19 protein-coding genes and 1 pseudogene are annotated in these 20,464 nt (G+C 66.1%); 18 read left to right on the plus strand and 2 right to left on the minus strand.

The window, feature by feature from the left end:
* From LPZ50_RS08465 to LPZ50_RS08505, 9 genes are all read left to right on the plus strand, one after another.
* The coding region (locus LPZ50_RS08465) for a DUF7259 domain-containing protein (RefSeq protein WP_419195581.1) at positions 1–438 on the plus strand (438 nt) is incomplete at its 5' end.
* A complete protein-coding gene (locus LPZ50_RS08470; RefSeq protein ID WP_230659882.1) occupies positions 425–1,090 on the plus strand; it encodes a TetR/AcrR family transcriptional regulator in 666 nt (221 codons plus the stop codon). The genes LPZ50_RS08465 and LPZ50_RS08470, both read left to right, overlap by 14 nt.
* The gene (locus tag LPZ50_RS08475) at positions 1,087–2,760 is read left to right on the plus strand and encodes a thiamine pyrophosphate-dependent enzyme (RefSeq protein WP_230659885.1); all 1,674 of its coding nucleotides are present in this window, start codon (positions 1,087–1,089) and stop codon (positions 2,758–2,760) included. Before LPZ50_RS08470 ends, LPZ50_RS08475 begins: the two co-directional genes overlap by 4 nt.
* A 7-nt stretch (positions 2,761–2,767) precedes the next feature.
* Entirely contained in the window at positions 2,768–4,015 is a 1,248-nt protein-coding gene (locus tag LPZ50_RS08480) for a D-amino acid dehydrogenase (RefSeq protein ID WP_230659888.1), read from the plus strand.
* A 78-nt stretch (positions 4,016–4,093) separates the two neighbouring features.
* On the plus strand, positions 4,094–5,686 hold the full coding sequence (locus LPZ50_RS08485; protein WP_230659890.1) for an ABC transporter substrate-binding protein: 1,593 nt from the start codon (positions 4,094–4,096) through the stop codon (positions 5,684–5,686).
* Between the two features lie 9 nt (positions 5,687–5,695).
* On the plus strand, positions 5,696–6,637 hold the full coding sequence (locus LPZ50_RS08490) for an ABC transporter permease (protein WP_230659893.1): 942 nt from the start codon (positions 5,696–5,698) through the stop codon (positions 6,635–6,637).
* A 65-nt stretch (positions 6,638–6,702) separates the two neighbouring features.
* On the plus strand, positions 6,703–7,554 hold the full coding sequence (locus tag LPZ50_RS08495; protein ID WP_230659933.1) for an ABC transporter permease: 852 nt from the start codon (positions 6,703–6,705) through the stop codon (positions 7,552–7,554).
* The gene (locus LPZ50_RS08500) at positions 7,551–9,227 is read left to right on the plus strand and encodes an ABC transporter ATP-binding protein (RefSeq protein WP_230659896.1); all 1,677 of its coding nucleotides are present in this window, start codon (positions 7,551–7,553) and stop codon (positions 9,225–9,227) included. Before LPZ50_RS08495 ends, LPZ50_RS08500 begins: the two co-directional genes overlap by 4 nt.
* 38 nt (positions 9,228–9,265) lie before the next feature.
* Positions 9,266–10,723, plus strand: a complete 1,458-nt coding sequence (locus LPZ50_RS08505) for an N-acyl-D-amino-acid deacylase family protein (RefSeq protein ID WP_230659899.1) — start codon at positions 9,266–9,268, stop codon at positions 10,721–10,723.
* 27 nt (positions 10,724–10,750) lie between these two features.
* On the opposite strand, the gene LPZ50_RS08510 is transcribed toward LPZ50_RS08505, so the two are convergent.
* The gene (locus tag LPZ50_RS08510) at positions 10,751–11,083 is read right to left on the minus strand and encodes a four-helix bundle copper-binding protein (protein ID WP_230659902.1); all 333 of its coding nucleotides are present in this window, start codon (positions 11,081–11,083) and stop codon (positions 10,751–10,753) included.
* Positions 11,080–12,150 carry a DUF4105 domain-containing protein gene (locus tag LPZ50_RS08515; protein WP_230659905.1) on the minus strand — a complete coding sequence of 357 codons (1,071 nt, stop codon included), beginning with the start codon at positions 12,148–12,150 and terminating at the stop codon, positions 11,080–11,082. Before LPZ50_RS08515 ends, LPZ50_RS08510 begins: the two co-directional genes overlap by 4 nt.
* Positions 12,151–12,479: 329 nt before the next feature.
* Between LPZ50_RS08515 and tssA the strand changes: the two genes are divergently transcribed.
* The 9 genes and pseudogenes from tssA to LPZ50_RS08560 all read left to right on the plus strand — a co-directional run.
* Positions 12,480–13,550, plus strand: coding sequence for a type VI secretion system protein TssA (tssA, locus tag LPZ50_RS08520; RefSeq protein ID WP_230659907.1), 1,071 nt, complete (start codon positions 12,480–12,482; stop codon positions 13,548–13,550).
* Between the two features lie 27 nt (positions 13,551–13,577).
* Positions 13,578–14,132: a type VI secretion system contractile sheath small subunit gene (tssB, locus tag LPZ50_RS08525; RefSeq protein ID WP_230659911.1), complete on the plus strand. Its 555-nt coding sequence runs from the start codon at positions 13,578–13,580 to the stop codon at positions 14,130–14,132.
* An 18-nt stretch (positions 14,133–14,150) separates the two neighbouring features.
* Positions 14,151–15,653: a type VI secretion system contractile sheath large subunit gene (gene tssC / locus LPZ50_RS08530; RefSeq protein ID WP_230659914.1), complete on the plus strand. Its 1,503-nt coding sequence runs from the start codon at positions 14,151–14,153 to the stop codon at positions 15,651–15,653.
* A 54-nt stretch (positions 15,654–15,707) separates the two neighbouring features.
* Positions 15,708–16,193, plus strand: coding sequence for an Hcp family type VI secretion system effector (locus LPZ50_RS08535; protein WP_230659917.1), 486 nt, complete (start codon positions 15,708–15,710; stop codon positions 16,191–16,193).
* Positions 16,194–16,274: 81 nt separating this feature from the next.
* Entirely contained in the window at positions 16,275–17,090 is an 816-nt protein-coding gene (locus tag LPZ50_RS08540) for a type VI secretion system accessory protein TagJ (protein WP_230659919.1), read from the plus strand.
* A complete protein-coding gene (gene tssE, locus LPZ50_RS08545; RefSeq protein WP_230659923.1) occupies positions 17,090–17,650 on the plus strand; it encodes a type VI secretion system baseplate subunit TssE in 561 nt (186 codons plus the stop codon). Before LPZ50_RS08540 ends, tssE begins: the two co-directional genes overlap by 1 nt.
* Positions 17,650–19,554 (plus strand): type VI secretion system baseplate subunit TssF, encoded by a 1,905-nt coding sequence (gene tssF / locus LPZ50_RS08550; RefSeq protein ID WP_230659925.1) that lies wholly within the window; start codon positions 17,650–17,652, stop codon positions 19,552–19,554. Before tssE ends, tssF begins: the two co-directional genes overlap by 1 nt.
* Before the next feature lie 27 nt (positions 19,555–19,581).
* The gene (locus LPZ50_RS08555; RefSeq protein ID WP_230659929.1) at positions 19,582–20,241 is read left to right on the plus strand and encodes a DUF3540 domain-containing protein; all 660 of its coding nucleotides are present in this window, start codon (positions 19,582–19,584) and stop codon (positions 20,239–20,241) included.
* A 2-nt stretch (positions 20,242–20,243) separates the two neighbouring features.
* Positions 20,244–20,464 (plus strand): annotated as a pseudogene (locus tag LPZ50_RS08560) (type VI secretion system baseplate subunit TssG); the annotation flags it as partial.

Below are 20,464 nucleotides of genomic sequence, written 5' to 3' on the forward strand. Positions count from 1 at the left end.
ACCGACCGCGGCGCGGCGCAGCGCGACGATGCGCATGGGCGCCTGGCCTTGCTGCACAACTCCATCCAGGCCGATGTACCTGGCGGGTTGGCCCAGGCTGTGGCCGAGCTGGCTTGGGCGCAGATGCGCGGCAAACCCGCCGGCTGGCGTTTCCTGACACTGGCGGCACCGGTTCCGGTGCTGCCGGCGCCGCGCGACCGGGTGCTGCTCGACGAGTATGGCGCCATCGCCGCGCTGGAAACCGCCGACCCGCACCTGCCGGCCCTGGCGCGGCGCGGCACGGCCGTGTATTTGGGCACTGAAGTCTGGCAGGGCGCATGCAAGCTGGGGCACGCCATCAGCGAGCTTTATGCCGACCTGGCCGAAGGAATTGCCCGCCCCATCGCCGGGACGGTTTCGCAAACCATAGTCATGAGGGCCGACGATGTCGCGGCGTGAACAGACCGAGCGCCAGATTCTGCGCGCGCTGGAAGAACAGATCTGCGAAAGCGGCATGGCGGGCGTGGGCATCAATGTGATCGCCAAGCGCGCCGGGGTGAGCAAAGAGCTTATCTACCGCTACTTCGACGGCATGCCGGGCCTGATGCTGGCCTGGATGCAAGAGCAGGACTTCTGGACCGGGCGTTCCGGCTTGCTGAAGGACGGCGAGTCCAGCCAGCGCACGCCGGCCGACCTGATCCTGGCGATGCTGCGTGCGCAGATCGAGGCGCTGGCCGGCAACGAGCCGCTACGCGAGGTGCGGCGCTGGGAACTGATCGAGCGCAACGAAGTGACCGCGCAACTGGCTGAAAGGCGCGAACGTGCCGCCCGCGAGTTCATCGACCGCGTCGATGGCCTGACGGGCGAAGCCGACGTGCCCGCCATGGTCAGCATCATGCTGGCCGGCGTGCTGTACCTGATGCTGCGTTCGAAAACCGAAAGTCATTTCCTGGGCGTGCCTTTGCGCACCAACGAAGGCTGGACCCGCCTGTACGCGGCGTTGGAAACCCTGACGGAAAGCCTGCCCGGCAACCTGCGCAACGAACCGCTCAGCGCGCTGGAGGCGATATCCCGCCTTGGCGCCGGCGCCATCAAGGACGACAAGCCATGAAACGCGCCGCCGATCTGTTGATTGATACTCTGGTCGCGCACGGAGTGGACCGTGTGTTCTGCGTGCCGGGAGAAAGTTACCTGAGCGTGCTGGACGGGCTGAGCGGGCGTGAAGACATCGCGGCGGTGACCGCGCGGCATGAAAGCGGCGCGGGCTTCATGGCCCTGGCCGACGCGCGCCTGACCGGCCGGCCCGGCATCGCGTTCGTCAGCCGGGGCCCGGGCGCCATGAACGCAGCCATCGCGGTGCATTCTTCGCAGCAGGATGCCGTGCCGCTGGTGCTGTTCGTGGGGCAGGTAGAGCGCGCCCACCGCCACATGGGGGCCTTCCAGGAAGTGGACTACGAACGGGTATTCGGCTCGATGGCCAAGTGGGTGGTCGAGGTGCGCGATGCCGCGCGGCTGGCGGACACGGTGGCTACCGCAATGCATGCCGCGTACAGCGGCACGCCCGGTCCGGTGGTGGTGGCCCTGCCCGAAGACATGCTGGAAGACCCGGTTGATGGCGTGGCGGCAATGCCGCTGGCGGCACCGCGCGCGGCCGCCAGCCAGGACGACCTGCGCCGCGTGGCGGCCATGCTGGCAGCCGCGCAGAAGCCATTGATCATCGCGGGCGGCCTGTTGAAGCACGACGCCGGCCGCGCGGCGCTGCAGGCCGTGGCCGAAGCCTATGGCGTGCCGGTGGCGGCCGCGGTGCGTCATGCCGACATACTGTCCAATGACCATCCACAGTATGCCGGGCACCTGGCCTATGGGGCGCCCGCCGAACTGGCGCGGGCGGTGCAGCAGGCCGACCTGGTATTGGGCGTGGGCACCCGCCTGGGCGATGTGACGACGCAGGGCTATGCGTTTCCGGCGGCGCCGCAACCCGCGCAGGCTGTGATCCAGGTATGGCCGGATGCGGCCGCGGTGGGGCACGTGCGCCGCCTGGCATTGGGGCTGGTGGCCGACCCCACGGTGTTCCTGGCCGATCTGCTGGCCCTGGCGCCAGAGCGGCCCGCCGAGGCCCACCGCGCCTGGAGCGCGGGCCTGCACCGCGTGGCGTCGGGGTTGCGCACCTGGACCGGCCCGGCGGACGCCGATGACGGTACGGTATTCGGGGCGGTTGTGCAGGCGGCCGACCGAATCCTGGCCGACGACGCCATCGTCACCATCGATTCCGGCAACTTCGGGGGCTGGGTGCAAAGGCTGATGCGCTTCGGCGGCGGCCGCGCCATGCTGGCACCGTCCTCCGGGGCCATGGGTTATGGCGTGCCCGCGGCAGTAGCCGCCAGCCTGCGGTGCCCGGGGCGGCAGGTGGTGTGTTTCGTGGGCGATGGCGGCTTCCTGATGACGGGCAATGAACTGGCCACCGCAATGCACAGCGGGGCCCGCCCGGTACTGATCGTGGCCGACAATGGGTCTTACGGCACGATACGCATGCACCAGGAAAAGCAGTTTCCGGCCCGGACAAGCGCCACGGCGCTGCACAACCCGGACTTCGCCGCCCTGGCCCGCACCTATGGCGCGCTGGGCTTCCAGGTGAACCGCAGTACAGATATCGACGAAGCGCTGCGGCAGGCGTTGCAGGCAGGGCGCCCGGCGATCATCGCGGTGCGGACCAGCCTGCAGCATATTTCGGCGGCGGCCACCATCGAGCAGCTGCGGGCCCATGCGGCCGCGGTGCGTTGAGGCCGCCATGCATATTGTCGTGATCGGCGCGGGTATCGTGGGCATGACCACGGCCTATTTTCTAAAGGAAGCGGGCCACGCGGTCAGCGTGCTGGATGCCGGCCCGCGTCCGGGCATGCAGACCAGCCAGGCCAATGGCGCGCAACTCAGCTACAGCTTCGTGGCGCCGCTGGCCGACCCATCGGTGCTGCCCAGGCTGCCAGCCTGGCTGGCCAGCCGCGATGGCCCCCTGCGCATGCGGTTGCGGGCCGATCCGGCGTTCTGGCGCTGGGGCCTGGCCTTCCTGCGCGCGTGCCGCCATGGCATCGCGCAGCGCACCACCGCCGAATTGCTGCAGCTGGGCATGTACAGCCGCGACCTCATGCACCGGTTGGTGGAGCGCGAGCGGCTGGATTTCGACTTTGCTTCATCGGGCAAATTGCTGGTTTACCAGGACGCCGCGGCCTACACCCAAGCGCTTGGGCTGATGCGCTACCAGGCCGGGCTGGGATGCGTACAGCGCGCGTTGGACCCCGGTGAATGCCTGGCGCTGGAGCCCGCGCTGGAAGGTATATCCGACAAGGTGGTGGGCGGTATCTTCACCCCCACCGAAGACGCGGGTGATTGCCTGAAGCTGTGCAGCGAACTGCACCGCGTGCTGGCCGCATGCACCGGGCCGGTACGGTTCCAGTTCAATACCGAGGTGCGGCGCCTGGCGATTCGCGGCGAACGCGTGGTGGGGCTGGACACGCCGGCGGGCCGCATCGAGGCCGACGGCTACGTCATAGCCAACGGGGTAGAAGCGCAACGGCTGGCCCGGCAGGCGGGCATGAATCCGCTGATCTACCCGCTGAAGGGCTACAGCCTGACCTACAAACTGAGCCCGCGCAGCCGCGCGCCCATGACCAGCCTGAGCGATGTGCACAACAAAGTGGTGTATGCGCGCCTGGGCGATCGCCTGCGGGTGGCGGGCATGGTGGATATCGGCGACCGTTCCGCCGCGATCGACGCACGGCGCATCGCCAGCCTGAAACGCCAGGTGGCGGACTACCTGCCCGGCCTGGAACCTGACGGCGAGCCGCAGGCCTGGGCCGGCCTGCGGCCGGCGCGGCCCGACAGCAAGCCTGTCATCGGCGCCACGCCGTGCCGGAATCTCTGGATCAACGCCGGCCACGGCGGGCTGGGTTTCACCTTGGCCGCCGGCAGCGCAGGCCTGCTGGCAGACCGGATCGACGGACGGCCCGCCGCCATGGGGCCGCACAGTTTCACCTTGTAGTACGGACCTGCCGGCACTGCGCTGTACACCGCGCCGGACGGGGATCGCATCAACGACTGAATCAAGGGGGTAAACATCATGAAAGCGAAGACCAATCTGCCGCAGTCTCTGCGCGCGCTGTGCGGGGCCGCGGCCCTGGCGGGCGCGCTGCTGGCGGCGCCCGTGCAGGCCGCCACCGTGACCGCGGTCATGCAGTCGGGATTGCGGGTCATGGACCCCATCCTGAGCACCGCGTTCATGACGCGCGACCATGGCTACATGATCTACGACACGCTGCTGGGCGTGGATGCCAACTTCAAGATCCAGCCGCAGATGGCCAGCTGGACGGCGTCGGAAGACGGCAAGACGTACATCTTCACCCTGCGTGACGGCCTGAAGTGGCACGACGGCGCGCCCGTCAGGGCCGAAGACTGCGTCGCCTCGATCAAGCGCTGGGCCCAGGTGGATTCCACCGGCCAGGTGCTGATGCCCATGGTCGAGCAGATCAAGGTTACCGGCGACCAGACTTTCCAGGTGCAGTTGAAAGAACCCACCACGCTGTTACTGGAAGGCCTGTCCAAGCTGAGTTCGCGGCCTGCCTTCATGATGCCCAAGCGCATCGCCGAGACACCTGCGTCCACGCCGATCACCGAATACATAGGCTCGGGGCCGTTCAAGTTCCTGGCTTCCGAGTTCAAGCCCGGCCTGAAAGTGGTGTACGAGAAGAACACCGATTATGTGCCGCGCGCCGAGCCCGCCAGCTGGACGGCCGGCGGCAAGGTGGTGAAAGTGGACCGCGTTGAATGGGTGGCCATGCCCGACCAGATGACGGCCTTGAATGCCCTGCAGAATGGCGAGATCGACTTCATGCAGCAAGTGCCTTTCGACCTGCTGCCCATCGTGGAAAGCCGCGACGACCTGACCGTGAAGGTGCTGGACAAACTGGGCGCGTGGACGTATTACCGCTTCAATCATCTGTACCCGCCGTTCGACAACAAGCTGGTGCGCCAGGCAGCCATCGCGGCCGTGGGCCAGGAAGACGTGCTGAAGGCGCTGGTGGGCAACCCGAAGTATTACAAAACCTGCGCCGCGGTCATGGGCTGCGGGAATCCGTATGAGGATTCTTATGGGGCCGACTGGGTCATTCCGTCGGACATTGAGAAAGCCAAGGCGCTGCTGAAAGAAGCCAAGTACGACGGTACCCCCGTGGTGATCCTGCAGCCCACCGATATCGCCATGCTGGCCGCCCAGCCCATTGTGATCGGGTCCGCGTTGCGCAAGGCCGGTTTCAAGGTCGACATGAAGACCATGGACTGGCAAACGGTGGTCACCCAGCAGGGCAACCAGAAGCCGCCGTCGGAGGGCGGCTGGAACATCTTCTCGACCTACAGCATTCTGGCCACCAGCGGCGACCCGTTCGGCAATACCACGCTGGCCTCGGCAGGCCGCAAGTCGTGGGCCGGCTGGCCGGATGTGCCGGAAATCGAGGCGCTGCGCCTGAAGTTCGCGCGTTCTACCGACCCGGCTGAACGCAAGCAGATTACGTCGCAGATCCAGAAGCTGGCCATCGACGAGGGGGTGGTGGCACCGCTGGGGCAGTTCTCCATCCCGGCGGCATACAGCGTCAAGCTCAGCGGCGTCATGGAATCGCCGGTGACGGTGTTCTGGAATATCCAGAAATCAGACAAGTAAGGAACTCGCATGCTTGCCTATATTGCCCGCCGGCTGCTGGCCACGCTGCCCGTCATGGTGATGGTGGCGGTGGTGGTGTTCGCCATGCTGAGGCTGACTCCTGGCGATCCGGCTGCCATTCTTGCCGGCGACGATGCCACGGGGGAACAGCTGGAGCAGATCCGCACCAGCATGGGCCTGGATAAACCCATTCTTGCGCAGTTCGGCGTGTGGATGGGGCAACTGGCGCAGGGTGACCTGGGCGTGTCGCTGCTGTCGGGCACGCCGGTGCTGGACATGATAGGCAACCGGGTCGGCCCCACGGCGGCCCTGGCGCTGGCCACCATCGTGGTGACGGTGCTGGTGGCGGTGCCCATGGGCATCATCGCGGCCCGGCAGCGCGGCAGGCTGCTGGACCGCGCGGTGATGAGCCTGTCGGTGTTCGGGTTCTCGGTGCCCACCTTCGTGATCGGCTACCTGCTCATCTACCTGCTGGCGCTGAAAATGGGCTGGTTTCCGGTGCAGGGCTACAAGCCGGCGGCGGATGGCTTCTGGCCGTTCGCGCACCGGCTGGTGCTGCCCACGCTGGCGCTCAGCGGCATCTATATTGCCCTGGTGGCGCGCATCACACGCAGCAGCATCATCGAGGTCATGAATGAAGACTTCATCCGCACCGCGCGCGCCAAGGGCGCCAGGGAAAGCGCCATTCTGCTACGCCACGCCTTGCGCAACGCCGCCGTGCCCATTGTCACCATCATCGGCATCGGGGTGGCGTCGCTCATCACCGGCGTGGTGGTGACCGAGTCGGTGTTCAACCTGCCCGGCCTGGGCCGGCTGGTGGTCGAGGCGGTGCTGGCGCGCGACTACCCCGTGATCCAGGGGCTGATCCTGCTGTTTTCGCTGACCTACATCCTGATCAACCTGGTGGTGGACGTGCTGTACACCGTGTTCGACCCCCGCATCCGATACTGAGGCGCACCATGAATATCGACCCCGTACGCCCCGGGCTGCTGGCCGGGGACCCGGCCGACCTGCCCATGCCAGCCCGCAGCACGCTGGCGGCGCAACTGGCGCTGGCGCTGAAAAGCCCGCCGGTCTTCATCGCCTTTGCCATCTTCGCCATCGTTGTCGTGCTGTCGGTGCTGGCCCCGGTGCTGGGCACCGTGGACCCCATCGCCATCGATCCTGCCAGCCGCTTTGCCGGTATGACGGCCGAACACTGGCTGGGTACCGATGCCTTTGGGCGGGATACCTATTCGCGCGTGCTGTACGGCGCCCGGGTGTCGCTGATCGTGGGCCTGGGCGCGATGGTGGCCAGCATTGCGCTGGGCCTGGTCATTGGCGTCATCGCCGGCTATTTCCGCGCGGCCGACGCCATCATCATGCGCGTCATGGACGGCATCATGGCGATTCCCAGCATCCTGCTGGCCATTGCGCTGGTGGCCCTGACGGGCGGCACGCTGGCGACGGTGCTGGTGGCGATAACGGTGCCCGAGATCCCGCGCGTGGTGCGCCTGGTGCGCGGGGTCATCCTCAACGTGCGGTCGGAGCCCTATGTCGAGGCGGCGGTGTCGCTGGGTTCGCGCCTGCACCGCCTGCTGCTGCGGCACATGGTGCCCAACACCGTCGCGCCCTTGATCGTGCAAGGCACATTCATTTTCGCTTCGGCGATTCTTACCGAAGCCACCCTGAGCTTCCTGGGCGCGGGGCTGCCTACCGAGATCCCTTCGTGGGGCAACATGATGGCCGACGGCCGCATGTACTTTCAATTGCAGCCCGGACTCGTGCTGTACCCCGGTGTAGTGCTGGCGCTGACGCTGCTTAGCGTGAATGTCCTGGGCGACGTGCTGCGCGACGTGCTGGATCCCAAGATGGCGAAAAAATCATGAACGACGTCCAAGTATCGAACGCCGCAGTGCCGGACGCCCACGCCGAGCCCGTGCTGCGTATCGAAGCGCTGTCGGTAGGCCTGGCCGACGGCGACGGCCGCCAGGTGGTGAGCGGCCTGGATTTCGATGTGCGGCCCGGAGAAACTGTCTGCGTGGTTGGCGAATCAGGTTCCGGCAAGTCGGTGACCGCTTTCTCGGTGATGGGCCTGCTGCCCCCCGACAGCCTGCGCTGCACGGCCGGGCGCATTCTGCTGGAAGGCGAGGACGTGCTGCAGGCCAGCCCGGAGCGCCTGCGCGAACTGCGGGCCACGCGCATGGCCATGATCTTCCAGGAGCCGATGACGGCCTTGAACCCGGTGGAAACCGTGGGCCGCCAGATCGACGAGGTGCTGTGTATTCACCGCGATTACGGCAAGCGCGAGCGCCGCCGCCGCGTGCTGGACATGCTGGCCTCGGTGCACCTGCCGGAACCCGAACGCATCTACGACAGCTATCCCCATCAGCTGTCGGGCGGGCAACGCCAGCGGGTGGTGATCTGCATCGCGCTGATCCTGGAGCCCAAGCTGTTGATCGCCGACGAGCCCACCACGGCGCTGGACGTTACCACGCAGAAGCAGATCCTGGCCCTGATCCGCGAATTGCAGTTCAAGCACAATACGGCCGTGCTGTTCATCACGCACGATTTCGGCGTGGTGGCCGAGATTGCCGACCGCGTGGTGGTGATGAACCGCGGCCAGGTGGTCGAGGTGGGCGCCTGCCGCCAGGTATTGGCGGCGCCCTCCCAAGACTACACGCGCATGCTGGTTTCGTCGGTGCCCAGCCTGGTCCCCGAGGCGCGCGCGCCCAATCGGCAGGCCGTGGTGCTGCAGGTGTCGGGCCTGCACAAGACCTATGCAGAGCGGCGCCTGTTCGGCCGTTCGCGCGTGGTGGATGCGGCGGTCGATATCGAACTGACCCTGCGGCGTGGCGAGATCCTGGGCATCGTGGGGGAATCGGGTTCGGGTAAATCGACCGTGGCCCGCTGCATCGTGCGGCTGCAGGACCCCACATCCGGGCAGATCCACATTCACGGCGACGATATCGCCCGCGCCGACGGCAGCCGCTTGCGGCCGCTGCGCCAACGCGTGCAGATCGTGTTCCAGGATCCCTACCGCTCGCTGAACCCCCGCATCAAGGTGGGTGAATCGATTATCGAGGGGCTGCTCAACTACGGCATGCCCCGGCCGCAGGCCCTGGAACGCGCGCGTACGCTGATGGGGCTGGTAGGCCTGGATGCGGCCGCCTTGCAGCGCTTCCCGCACCAGTTCTCGGGCGGCCAGCGGCAGCGCATCTGCATTGCCCGCGCGCTGGCGCTGGAGCCCGATATTCTGGTGGCGGACGAGGCCGTGTCGGCGCTGGACGTGTCCGTGCAGGCGCAGGTGCTGGCGCTACTGGATGACATCCGCGCACGCACGGGGGTCGCGGTGCTGTTCATTACCCATGATCTGCGGGTGGCGGCGCAGATCTGCGATTCGATCATGGTGATGCAGCGCGGCCGCATGGTCGAGCGCGGCCCGGCCGCCCAGGTGCTGACCCAGCCCAGCCAGCCGTACACTCGGGCTTTGCTCGACGCCGCCCCGGGCCGGAACTGGGATTTCCGCCATTTCAGGCCGGTGCAGGGCGCCGCGGCCTAGCCGCCATGCGCCCCGGTCTTCAACCACAGGATCCCATCATGTCATCCACTTACGACGTCCTCATCCGCCATGCCGAAATCGTCGACGGCACTGGCGCGCCTCGTTACGACGGCGATATCGGCATCAATGGCGGCCGCATCGAGCGGGTGGGGGACCTGGCTGGCGCGCGCGGCCGCCAGGAAATCGATGCCCGCGGCCAGGTGGTGTCGCCCGGCTTCATCGATGCGCATACGCACGACGACCGTGTCATGCTTTCTCATGGCGATATGGCGCCCAAGGTCAGCCAGGGCGTGACCACCGTGGTGGGCGGCAATTGCGGCATCTCGCTGGCGCCCATGCCGCAGCCGGCACCGGCCACCATGACGCCGCCGCTGGATCTGCTGGACAACACGGGCCAGTGGTACCGCTATGCGCGCTTCGGCGACTATATCCAGGCCTTGCGCGAGCAGCCCGCCGCCACCAACTGCGCCATGCTGGTGGGGCATTCGACCCTGCGCGTGATCACCATGGACGATCTGGGCCGCACGGCCACGCCGGGCGAGATCGCCGCCATGCGCGGCTACGTGGAAGAGGCCATGGAATCGGGCGCCATCGGGGTGTCCACCGGCCTGGCATACGCGCCGGCCATGGCGGCGTCTACCGAAGAAGTCATCGAGGTCTGCCGGCCCCTGCCGGCGCATGACGGGCTGTATTGCACCCACATGCGGGATGAAAGCGACAACATCATGGACTCGCTGGAAGAAACCTTCCGCATCGGCCGCGAGCTGGGGGTGCCGGTGGTGATATCGCACCATAAACTGGCGGGAGTGAACAATTATGGCCGCTCGGTGCAGACGCTGCAGCGCATCCGCGAAGCGATGGCGCAGCAGCCGGTGTGCCTGGACTGCTACCCGTATTCGGCATCGTCCACCATTCTTACCCACAAGCACGCCGCCGGGTCCTCGCGCACCATCGTGACCTGGTCCAGGAGCCTGCCGCAGTACGCCGGGCGCGACCTGGACGACATCGTGCGCGAACTGGGCTGCTCGCAGGAAGAGGCCGTGACGCGCCTGCTGCCGGCCGGAGCCATTTATTTCCGCATGGACGACGCCGATGTGCAGCGCATACTGCAGTTCGACGAAACGATGATCGGTTCCGACGGCCTGCCGCACGACGAGCAGCCGCACCCGCGCCTGTGGGGTACTTTCCCGCGCGTGCTGGGCCATTACGGGCGCGGCCTGGGGTTGTTCCCGCTGGAAAAGGCCGTGCACAAGATGACCGGCCTGACCGCGGCCCGCTTCGGCCTGGCCGGCCGCGGCGTGATCCGCGAAGGCGCGCATGCCGACCTGGCCATCTTCGACGCAGATACGGTAAACGAGGCGGCCACGTTCGACCGCCCCATCGCCCCGTCCATCGGCATCGACACCGTACTGGTCAACGGCACCGTGGTGTGGCGCGACGGCAAGGCCAGCGGCGCGCGGCCGGGCGAGGTGCTGCGCCGGCAGGGCGGGGCCTAATGTGCTGTCCCACAGATACGCCGGGCATTATCCGGCGATGCGTTCGCAGGCATCGGCGCAGCGCCGGCACATGGCGGCGCAGTCGTCCATGCCGTCCAGGGCGTCGCAGCTGTCGGCGCACTGGCGGCATATCGATGCGCAGTCGGCACATATGTGCTGATGGTGCGGCACGCCGATCAGCATGAAATGTGCCGCCATGCGGCAGCTTTCCGAGCAGGCCATCATCAGGCGGAAATGTGCCGGGTCGACGTGCGGGCCGCCGGTTTCCAGGCAATGGCTCATGGCCATGCCCAGGCAGGTCTGGTAGCAGTTCAGGCATTCATCGATGCAAAGCTGCAGTTGTGTGTTGCGCGGGTTCATGGGGCGGGCGTCCTCGAGGTTTCAGTGGCCGGAGCATCCGGGGGCGCTGCCGGCGCAGCAAGCGGCATGCCCCGCGCCAGGGTCTCCGCCGCCACCCCCGGCACGCCCAGGCGGATCCGTCTTGAAAATTCCAGCCCCGAGGCTTCGTCGCGCGCGCGGTCGGTGTAGCGCCCTTTCTCCCGGTATTCCGCCATGTTTGCGGCGCCGCGCAGCGCGCCCAGTTCATACAGGTATTCCGGCAGATAGCCCGACGCCAGCAGGCGGTAGTCCAGCGGCAGACCGGTGACGATGCGGTTCACCATGCGGTACACCAGCGTCGTGCAGTTGGCGGTCAGGGTGTTGTAGAAGCGGGGTGTTTCGGCCAGCTTGTTGGCCTGGTTGATGTATTCGACGAACAGGGCGCGCATGTCGTCGGGCGCCATATTGACGCGGTACAGGTAGCCGTCTTCTTTGCGGATGTTGGTGCGCACGCGCAGGATGTCCTGTTCGTCGGCGGCGACGATGCTGAGTTCGTACTGGCGGAAAAAGCCGCCCAGTTCAGAGAACTTGTCGTTGCGCTTGCGGCGGATCTCCACCGAGAACACCAGGTAATCGCCGTCGGCGAAGCCGAATGACACCAGGGTGTGCGCAATGGCCGTGCGCGACCAGTACGACAGCACCATGTCCACGGAACGAATGGCGGCAAGCGAATATTGGCGCGTTTCCCAGCGTTCGTCGAAATCCTGCGGGCCGCGCCAGTGGAAGTTGCGCACGTTGTGCAGGGTGGCGGTGTCGCCGTCCACGCTACCCTGCAGCAGGCGCGCCACGCTGGGTTCCCAGTCGCGGTGCTGGGCGGGCTGCATCGTCAGCCACCACGCGGCCATCAAGGCGGCGGGCGCCAGGAACCACAGCGCACCGCGCCAGTGCCCCGTGCCTGCCAGCACGCAGGCGGCCAGCGCCAACAGTACCCAAATGACGATCAACAGGTAAGTAAAGGGGACACCTAGCGGACGCTGCACCCACAGGGCCATGCTGCCCCACAGCGTAGCCGCAAGCACGACGAGTACGAAACTTGCTGCGCCGATCACCGCTGCTCCTTGCGAGTCGTGATCGGGTGCATGCTAGCAAAACCGTCGCCCTATGGGGCCGCTTACTTATATATAAGAGTGTATTGGCGGGGCGCCCGCGCGGAAATCGGGGCCATCGTGCGCAGCCGATTTTGTTTCAAAGTTTCAATTTACTAGTGCAGTAAATGTGCAATTTTTTTCGTATTTGTTAATGAAACGTAAGAAGAAACAGTAGCTGTTAAGCGTCACCGGAAACAATACCCGCTCTGCCTAGAATTCGGATTTCTGCGAGAGTTGCGCGGAGATAAGCTGTTTTAGGCTCCGGGTTATCCCGGATACGACCGACGATTATGGAATTTGCCGATATCCTGACCGCTCTCGATTCTCGTCTGCCATGTGGAGAAGACCTGGAATACGACGCTGAGTTCCTGCAATTACAGCAGGCGGCGGTCGAGCGTAGCGAACAACAGTTCGGGTCGACGATTATTCCGGCCCAGCCTCCCGACTGGCGCGAAGTTGAAAAACTGGCGCGCGGGTTGCTGGAGCGCACCCGCGACGTGCGCATCATGGGTTACCTGACGCAGGCCTGGACGGAAGTGCGGGGGTTGCCGGGCTATGCCGACGGCCTGGCCCTGGTGGCCGACACCCTGGATCGCTACTGGGATGCCGTGCATCCGCGCCTGGACAGCGTGGGCGATGAAGATCCCATGCCGCGCATCAATGCCCTGGCTTCGCTGGGCGACCATGCGGGTTGCGCACGCAGCGCGCGTTCCAGCCGGCTGGTGAATGGCGTGCATGGCCAGTTGTCGCTGCGCGATGCCGAATCGCTGCTGGACGGCAGCCGTTCCGATCCCGATTTTTATCCCGGCGGCCGGGCGCGCCTGGTCGAGCATTTGCGCCAGGCATCCCTGCAGCAAGACAGCGACCTGGGCGCACTACTGACGGCGCGGCAGGCGCTGGGCCGTATCCAGCAGCAGGTGTCGGACAAGCTGGGCCAGGAATGGGTGCCGGATTATGCCGGCATCCTGCGCACGCTGGACGTGGTGGCGCAGGCCTTGGGTGATACGGGCACTGTCCCCGTGGCGGAACCCGCAGTGGGGGACGCAACCCCGGCGGCCAGTGCTCCCGCCACGGCGGCGGCGTCCGCGCCTGCCCAGGCGCCCGCGCTGCGCTGGCAGGACGCGCAGATCCAGTCGCGCGAAGAGGCGGCCGCGATGCTGGCCAAGGTATGCGCCTACTTCGAGGTGCACGAACCCAGTCATCCGGCACCGTATCTGATCCGTCGGGCCCAGCAACTGATTTCGCTGAGCTTTCACGACATAATGAAAAATCTGGCGCCGCAGGGGCTCGAACAGTTCGAGTCCTGGTTGCCCAGGGACGCCGACGGCGGTCCGGGTACCCGGCACGGCCCACATGATTAGCACCCATTCAGGACAGGAGAGCACAACATGGCAACGACACTGAAAGGCAGCGGGCAGAAATTCATTGCACGCAACCGCGCCCCGCGCGTGCAGATCGAATACGACGTGGAAATCTACGGGGCGGAGCGCAAGATCCAACTGCCGTTCGTCATGGGCGTGCTGGCCGACCTGGCCGGCAAGTCGGTCGAGCCCCAGCCCGAGGTGGCCGAGCGCAAGTTCCTGGACATCGACATCGACAACTTCGACGAGCGCATGAAATCCATTCAGCCGCGCGCGGCGTTCCAGGTGCCCAATACGTTGACGGGCGAAGGCAACCTGAATGTGGATGTCACCTTCGAAAGCATCGACGACTTCTCGCCCGCCACCGTGGCGCGCAAGGTTGGCGCGCTGAACGAACTGCTGGACGCCCGCACGCAGCTGGCGAACCTGCTGACCTACATGGACGGCAAGACCGGCGCCGAAGAACTGATCGGCAAAGTGCTGAAAAACCCGGCGCTGATGAACGCGCTGGCCGCGGCGCCCAATCCGGACGCGCCCGCGCCCAAGGCGGACACTTCCGACGCCGACCCGGCCGCGAAGTAAACCATAACGGAGATCGCGATGACTGCTGTGGCTAAACGCGCGGATGCCCGCACTACCGAAGCACTGGAAGCCGACGGCCTGTCGGCCCTGCTGAAGAAAGAGTTCAAACCCAAGACCGAACAGGCCCGCGAGGCGGTTGAGCATGCCGTGCGCACGCTGGCGCACCAGGCGCTGGAAAACAGCGGCGTGGCCGTTTCGGCGGATGCCTATCGGACCATCCAGGCGATCATCGCCGAGATCGACCGCAAGCTCTCGGACCAGATCAACCTGGTGATGCACCACCCCGACTTCCAGCAACTGGAAGGCGCGTGGCGCGGCCTGCATTACCTGGTGACCAACACCGAAACCGACGAGCTGCTGAAGATCCGCGTGATGTGCATCTCGAAGAAGGAACTGGGCCGCACGCTCAAGCGCCACAAGGGCGTGGGCTGGGACCAGAGCCCCATCTTCAAGCGCGTGTACGAAGAGGAATACGGCCAGTTCGGCGGCGAGCCCATCGGCTGCCTGGTGGGCGACTACCACTTCGACCACAGCCCGCCCGACGTGGAGTTGCTGACCGAGATCGCGCGCGTCTCGGCCGCCGCGCATTGCCCGTTCATCGCCGGCGCGTCGCCGAATGTGATGCAGATGGATTCCTGGCAGGAACTGGCCAACCCGCGCGACCTGACCAAGATCTTCACCAATACCGAATACGCCGCCTGGCGCAGCCTGCGCGAGTCCGAGGATTCACGCTACATCGGGCTGGCCATGCCGCGCTTCCTGGCTCGCCTGCCCTATGGCGCACGCACCAATCCGGTGGACGAATTCGATTTCGAGGAAGACACCGACGGCGCCAACCACGACCGCTACGCCTGGGCCAACTCGGCCTATGCCATGGCGGCCAACGTCAACCGTTCGTTCAAGCTGTACGGCTGGTGCACGTCGATCCGCGGCGTGGAGTCGGGCGGCGCGGTGGAGAACCTGCCCTGCCACACCTTCCCCACCGACGATGGCGGCGTGGACATGAAGTGCCCCACCGAAATCGCCATCAGCGACCGCCGCGAGGCCGAGCTGGCCAAGAACGGCTTCATGCCGCTGGTGCATCGCAAGAACTCCGACTTTGCCGCCTTCATCGGCGCGCAGTCGCTGCAGAAGCCGCATGAATACTACGACGCCGATGCGTCGGCCAACGCCAAGCTGTCGGCCCGCCTGCCGTACCTGTTTGCGTGCTGCCGCTTCGCCCACTACCTGAAGTGCATCGTGCGCGACAAGATCGGCTCGTTCCGCGAGCGCGACGACATGGAGCGCTGGCTGAACGACTGGATCATGAATTACGTGGACGGCGACCCCGTCAACTCGTCTCAGGAAACCAAGGCCCGCAAACCGCTGGCCGCCGCCGAGGTCCAGGTGCAGGAAATCGAGGACAACCCCGGCTATTACTCCGCCAAGTTTTTCCTGCGGCCGCATTATCAGCTCGAAGGGCTGACGGTGTCGCTGCGCCTTGTGTCCAAGCTTCCGTCGCTGAAGAAAAACGACGGTTGATGGACTTTTTTCTCAGGGCACATCGTGCCGTGACTGTAATCTAGGGAGAGAGAAGTGGCTGTTGACATGTTCATGAAGATCGACGGCGCCAATGGCGAGTCGAAAGATTCCAACCACAAAAACTGGTCGGACATTATTTCGTTCTCGTGGGGTGCCACTCAACCCGGCAATATGGCCAGCGGCGGCGGCCTGGGCGCCGGCAAAGCCAGCTTCAATGACCTGCATGTTGTTGCGCGCATCGACAAGGCGGCTCCGGCTGTCATGAAGCACTGCGCCAGCGGCAAGCACCTGAGCAAAGTCGAGCTCTCGGTGTGCAAGGCAGGTGGCCAGCAGGTCGAGTATTCGAAGATCACGCTGGAAGATGTGCTGGTTTCGTCGGTGCAGCTGTCGGGCGAGTTGAACTCGGAATCCGTGGCGGTGAACTACGCATTCCAGGCCGCCAGGGTCAAGCAGCAGTACTGGGAGCAAACGGAGCAGGGCGGCAAGGGCGCGGAAAGCCTGGTCGCTTGGGATATCAAGCAGAACAAGGAAGTGGGCTAAGGCTAGCCTGCCTTCTCTCCAGGCGGCGAGCGGCCTTCGGGCCGCCCGCCGGCTTTTCGTTTCTTTCCGCGGTGCCCCGTCATGACCAAACCCGCAGTTGCGCTGCGCGAAAGCAGCTTGTCCGAACACCTGGATGCCATCCAGGCGCAGATCCGCCGCCAGCCGGCCGATGCCGATCTGCGCGCGCAGTTGTTCCAGCTGATGGTGATTCAGGGAGATTGGACGCGCGCGTCCGAACAGTTGAAGCTGTGTGCGCAACTCAATACCCAGGCGCAGCCCACCGCTGTGCTGTATGAACATGCGATTGCCGCCGAGCGGCAGCGCGAGGCCGTGCTGGCCGGGCAGGGCGAACCTGCCTTCCTGGTGGCGCCGCCCGACTGGTTTGCTCCCCTGGTGCAGGCGTTGCGCTGCGATGCCGGCGAGCCGCAACAGGCCGAAGACCTGCGCGCGCAGGCCTACCAGGCAGCCCAGGCGCGCGCTGGCCGGCTGGAGCACACCGCCGACGCCGCGCCCGTGGCGTTTGAGTGGATCAGCGATGGCGACAGCCGGCTGGGGCCGGTATTCGAGTTCATTTCCGGGGGGCGCTATGGCTGGCTGCCATTCAGCAGCCTGAGCAGCGTGCGCCTGCTGGCCCCGGAAGGCTTGTGCGATGTAGTGTGGGCACAGGCCGAGATCACGCTGGACGACGGGCGCACCCAGCATGGCCTGGTGCCGGCGCGCTACCCCGCGCCCGCCGGGCAGCGCTTGGCCGACCTGGCCGACGGCGCGAAGCTGGGGCGCATGACAGACTGGCAGCCGCTGCATGGCGACCACTATGCCGGCGTGGGCCAGAAAATGTGGATGACCGACCAGGGCGAGTACGCCTTGCTCGACGTGCGGGCGCTGGAGCTGGACTGATGGCGCAATCCGAGACGGCCAGCCTGCGCCCCTGGGAGCAACTGCCGCGCAGTGCCCGCGTGGCGCGCGACCGCCTGCAGCCGTCGCTGCTGGATCGCCTGATGGACGACGATCCGTCCAAGCGGCAGGAGCCGCGGGAATCGGCCATGCTGACGCATGCCGAACTGCGCATGGCGGTGTTGCGTGACCTGCGCTGGCTGTTGAATACCGTGAATCTGCAAACCACGGACGACCTGTCGCCGTATCGCCATGTACCGGATTCCACCTTGAATTTCGGGGTGCGGGCCATGGCGGGCAAGCGCATGTCCGAGATCGACTGGGTCGATGTCGAAGACTCCATACGCAATGCGATTGCCTCGTTCGAGCCGCGCATCCTGGATTCTTCGGTCGAGGTGCGTTGCGTGACCGATACCGGCACGCTGGAACACCACAACGTGCTCAGCCTGGAAATCAAGGGCATGCTGTGGTGCGTACCGCACCCGATGGAATTCCTGTTCCGCACCGATATCGACCTGGAAAGCGGCCACATGGACCTGCGCGATCTCGGGGGGGCTGCCTGATGGACGCGCGCCTGCTCGACTATTACAACCGCGAGCTGGTGTACATGCGCGAGATGGGCGCGGAATTCGCCCAGATGTACCCCAAGGTGGCGGGCCGCCTGGGCGTGAACGGCACGGAAGTGGCGGACCCCTATGTCGAGCGCCTGCTCGAGGGCTTCAGCTTCCTGACTGCCCGCATCCATTTGAAGATGGACGCGGAATTTCCCCGCTTCTCGCAGCGTTTGCTGGAAGTGGTGTATCCGAATTACCTGGCGCCGACGCCGGCCATGGCGGTGGTGCAGTTTGCGCCCAGCATGAATGAAGGCACGCTGGCGCGCGGCTTTGACCTGCCGCGCGGCACTTTGTTGCGTGGCCGCGTGCCGCGCGGCGAGCAGACGCCCTGCGAATTCATGACCGGGCATCCGGTGCGCCTGTGGCCGCTGCGCGTGGTGCAGGCGGAATTCACCGGCACGCCGCCCGACCTGCCGCTGACCCGGCTGGGCTTTGGCGGGCGCAACGGCCGGGTGCTGAGCGCCCTGCGCATCCGCGTGGAAGTATGCGGCGGGGTGCGCCTGGAAGACATGGACCTGGACCAGTTGGTGTTTCACCTGGCCGGCCAGGACCTGCAGATGCAGCGGCTGCTGGAAGTGATCATGGGGCATACCGTGGCGGTGCTGGGCCACGACACGGCCCGCCCGGTCACCTGGATCAACAAGCTGTCGCCGTCCACCATCCACCATGAAGGCTTCGACGACGAGCAGGCGCTGCTGCCGGCCGACGGGCGCGTATTCCAGGGTTATCGGCTGCTGCAGGAGTACTTTGCCTTTCCCCGCCGCTACCTGTTCTTCAGCCTGAACGACCTGAAGCGCGGCCTGCGCACGCCGCCCCTGCCGGGCGGCGCGCGGCGCGAGACGCGCAGCTTCGACCTGACCCTGCTGTTCTCGGTGGCGGCGCCCGAGCTGGAAGGCGCGATCGCGGCCGAGCACCTGGCCTTGCACTGCGCGCCGGTGATCAATCTGTTTCCCAAGCGGGCCGATCGCATTGCCGTGACGCCGCGCACCAACGAATACCACATGGTGGTGGACCGTACCCGTCCGCTGGACTACGAGGTGTTCGGCGTGACAAGGGTGCTGGGCCATGCCTCGGCCGAGCGCCCGGAGCAGGAGTTCCGGCCATTCTACGGAACGCTGGGCACCGACCCGGACGACTACGGCGCCTATTATTCGCTGCGCCGCGAGCCCAGGCTGCTGTCCGACCAGGCGCAGCGCAATGGCACCCGCACCGGCTACACGGGCAGCGAAGTGTTCGTGTCGCTGGTCGACCGCCATGAAGCGCCGTTTTCCGGCCAGTTGCGCCACCTGACGCTGGAAACGCTGTGCACCAACCGCGACCTGGCCATGCTGCTGCCGCTGGGCACCGATACCGACATGACCTTGCGCGTGTCGGCGCCGGTGGGCGCGGTGAAAGTGCTGCATGGGCCGACGCGTCCGCATACGGCGCTGGCCGAGAATGCCGCCACCTGGCACCTGATCAGCCACCTGGGCCTGAATTACCTGAGCCTCATCGACCTGGACGCGGAGCAGGGCGCGCAGACCTTGCGCGAAATGCTGCATGTGTACGGCAATCTGGCCGACCCGGTGGTGCGCAAGCATATCGCGGGTGTGCGCCATGTACTGGCGGAACCCATGCACCACCGGCTGCCGGTGCCCGGCCCCATTGTGTACGGGCGCGGCGTGCGTATCGGCCTGCAGGTGGACGAAGCCGCATTTTCGGGTATCAGCCCTTATTTGTTTGGCGCGGTGCTGGAACAATTCTTCGCGCGCCACGTATCTATCAACATGATGTCGGAATTGGTGCTGTCCACGTTGCAGCGCGGCGAAATCGCCCGCTGGAAGCCCCGCATGGGGGCGCGGCCCGCCGTCTAGGGCCGCAAGATCGAAAGGAATCCAGTCATGAAAACCGCCGCCGCAAACCGCCAGTACCCCGCCTACGATCCCGTCCACCTGATCGGCACCGTTACGCATCGTGAGGACGACGGCCGCTACATCGTCGACTGCGACGGCCGCAGCTGGCATGCGCGCCAGGCCGCCAGCTGCTTGCTGACGCCGCAGCAGGGCGACCAGGTGCTGATCAGCGGCCCGGACGTTGCGCGCGTATATCTGATTGCCGTCGTCGAGCAGGCCGATCCGGACCGCGCGCAGCTGGAAACCAGCGGCGACATGGTGCTGCGTTCGCGCACCGGCAGTGTGTCGCTCGAGGGCGCGCGCGCGGTGCGGCTGGCGGGCCAGGAGTCGGTGCAGGTGGATGCGGGTTCGCTGAAGGTGCAGGCCAAGGACGCGCACTTCGTCACCGAACAGATGAAGTACCTGGGCGCCGAGGTAACCGCCACCATCGGCACCACGCGCCTGGTGGGCAAGGTATACGAAGCGGTCATGGACCGCCTGTCGTTCCTGTCGCGGGTGACGTTCCGCGCCGCCGAAGAGGTCGAGCATGTGCGGGCCGGGTCGCTGGACTACCGCGCCGACAAAAGCGCGCGCGTGCACGCGTCGTACACCATGATTACCGGCGATAACCTGGTGAAGGTGGACGCCAAGCAGATTCACATGGGGTAAGCGTGGCCAGTGTCGTGACCGAACCGGTGCAGGCCGGGCCCGAGTCCGGGCCGGCGGACCACGCGCCGGTCGCGCCTACGCCCGGCGGCGGCTTTGCCGGCCTGTCGCCGCAGTTCTGGCAGGCCCTGGAAAAAGAGCCCTTTGCCTACGACCTGTTCAATACGCTGCGCTGGATAAACGCGCGCGCTGGCGCGCTCGCGCCGCTGGGCCGCGATACCGTGGC

The organism is Bordetella petrii (genome assembly GCF_020991325.1).
In the GTDB taxonomy this organism is placed as follows: Bacteria; Pseudomonadota; Gammaproteobacteria; order Burkholderiales; family Burkholderiaceae_B; genus Bordetella_A; species Bordetella_A petrii_E.

Coding starts and splice junctions, on each gene's coding strand:
- tssE (WP_230659923.1), top strand. CDS start 17,090: ATGGCGCAATCCGAGACGGCCAGCCTGCGCCCCTGGGAGCAACTGCCG.
- LPZ50_RS08510 (WP_230659902.1), bottom strand. CDS start 11,083: ATGAACCCGCGCAACACACAACTGCAGCTTTGCATCGATGAATGCCTG.
- LPZ50_RS08495 (WP_230659933.1), top strand. CDS start 6,703: ATGCCAGCCCGCAGCACGCTGGCGGCGCAACTGGCGCTGGCGCTGAAA.
- LPZ50_RS08485 (WP_230659890.1), top strand. CDS start 4,094: ATGAAAGCGAAGACCAATCTGCCGCAGTCTCTGCGCGCGCTGTGCGGG.
- tssA (WP_230659907.1), top strand. CDS start 12,480: ATGGAATTTGCCGATATCCTGACCGCTCTCGATTCTCGTCTGCCATGT.
- LPZ50_RS08555 (WP_230659929.1), top strand. CDS start 19,582: ATGAAAACCGCCGCCGCAAACCGCCAGTACCCCGCCTACGATCCCGTC.
- tssF (WP_230659925.1), top strand. CDS start 17,650: ATGGACGCGCGCCTGCTCGACTATTACAACCGCGAGCTGGTGTACATG.
- LPZ50_RS08475 (WP_230659885.1), top strand. CDS start 1,087: ATGAAACGCGCCGCCGATCTGTTGATTGATACTCTGGTCGCGCACGGA.
- LPZ50_RS08480 (WP_230659888.1), top strand. CDS start 2,768: ATGCATATTGTCGTGATCGGCGCGGGTATCGTGGGCATGACCACGGCC.
- tssB (WP_230659911.1), top strand. CDS start 13,578: ATGGCAACGACACTGAAAGGCAGCGGGCAGAAATTCATTGCACGCAAC.
- LPZ50_RS08540 (WP_230659919.1), top strand. CDS start 16,275: ATGACCAAACCCGCAGTTGCGCTGCGCGAAAGCAGCTTGTCCGAACAC.
- tssC (WP_230659914.1), top strand. CDS start 14,151: ATGACTGCTGTGGCTAAACGCGCGGATGCCCGCACTACCGAAGCACTG.
- LPZ50_RS08500 (WP_230659896.1), top strand. CDS start 7,551: ATGAACGACGTCCAAGTATCGAACGCCGCAGTGCCGGACGCCCACGCC.
- LPZ50_RS08505 (WP_230659899.1), top strand. CDS start 9,266: ATGTCATCCACTTACGACGTCCTCATCCGCCATGCCGAAATCGTCGAC.
- LPZ50_RS08470 (WP_230659882.1), top strand. CDS start 425: ATGTCGCGGCGTGAACAGACCGAGCGCCAGATTCTGCGCGCGCTGGAA.
- LPZ50_RS08490 (WP_230659893.1), top strand. CDS start 5,696: ATGCTTGCCTATATTGCCCGCCGGCTGCTGGCCACGCTGCCCGTCATG.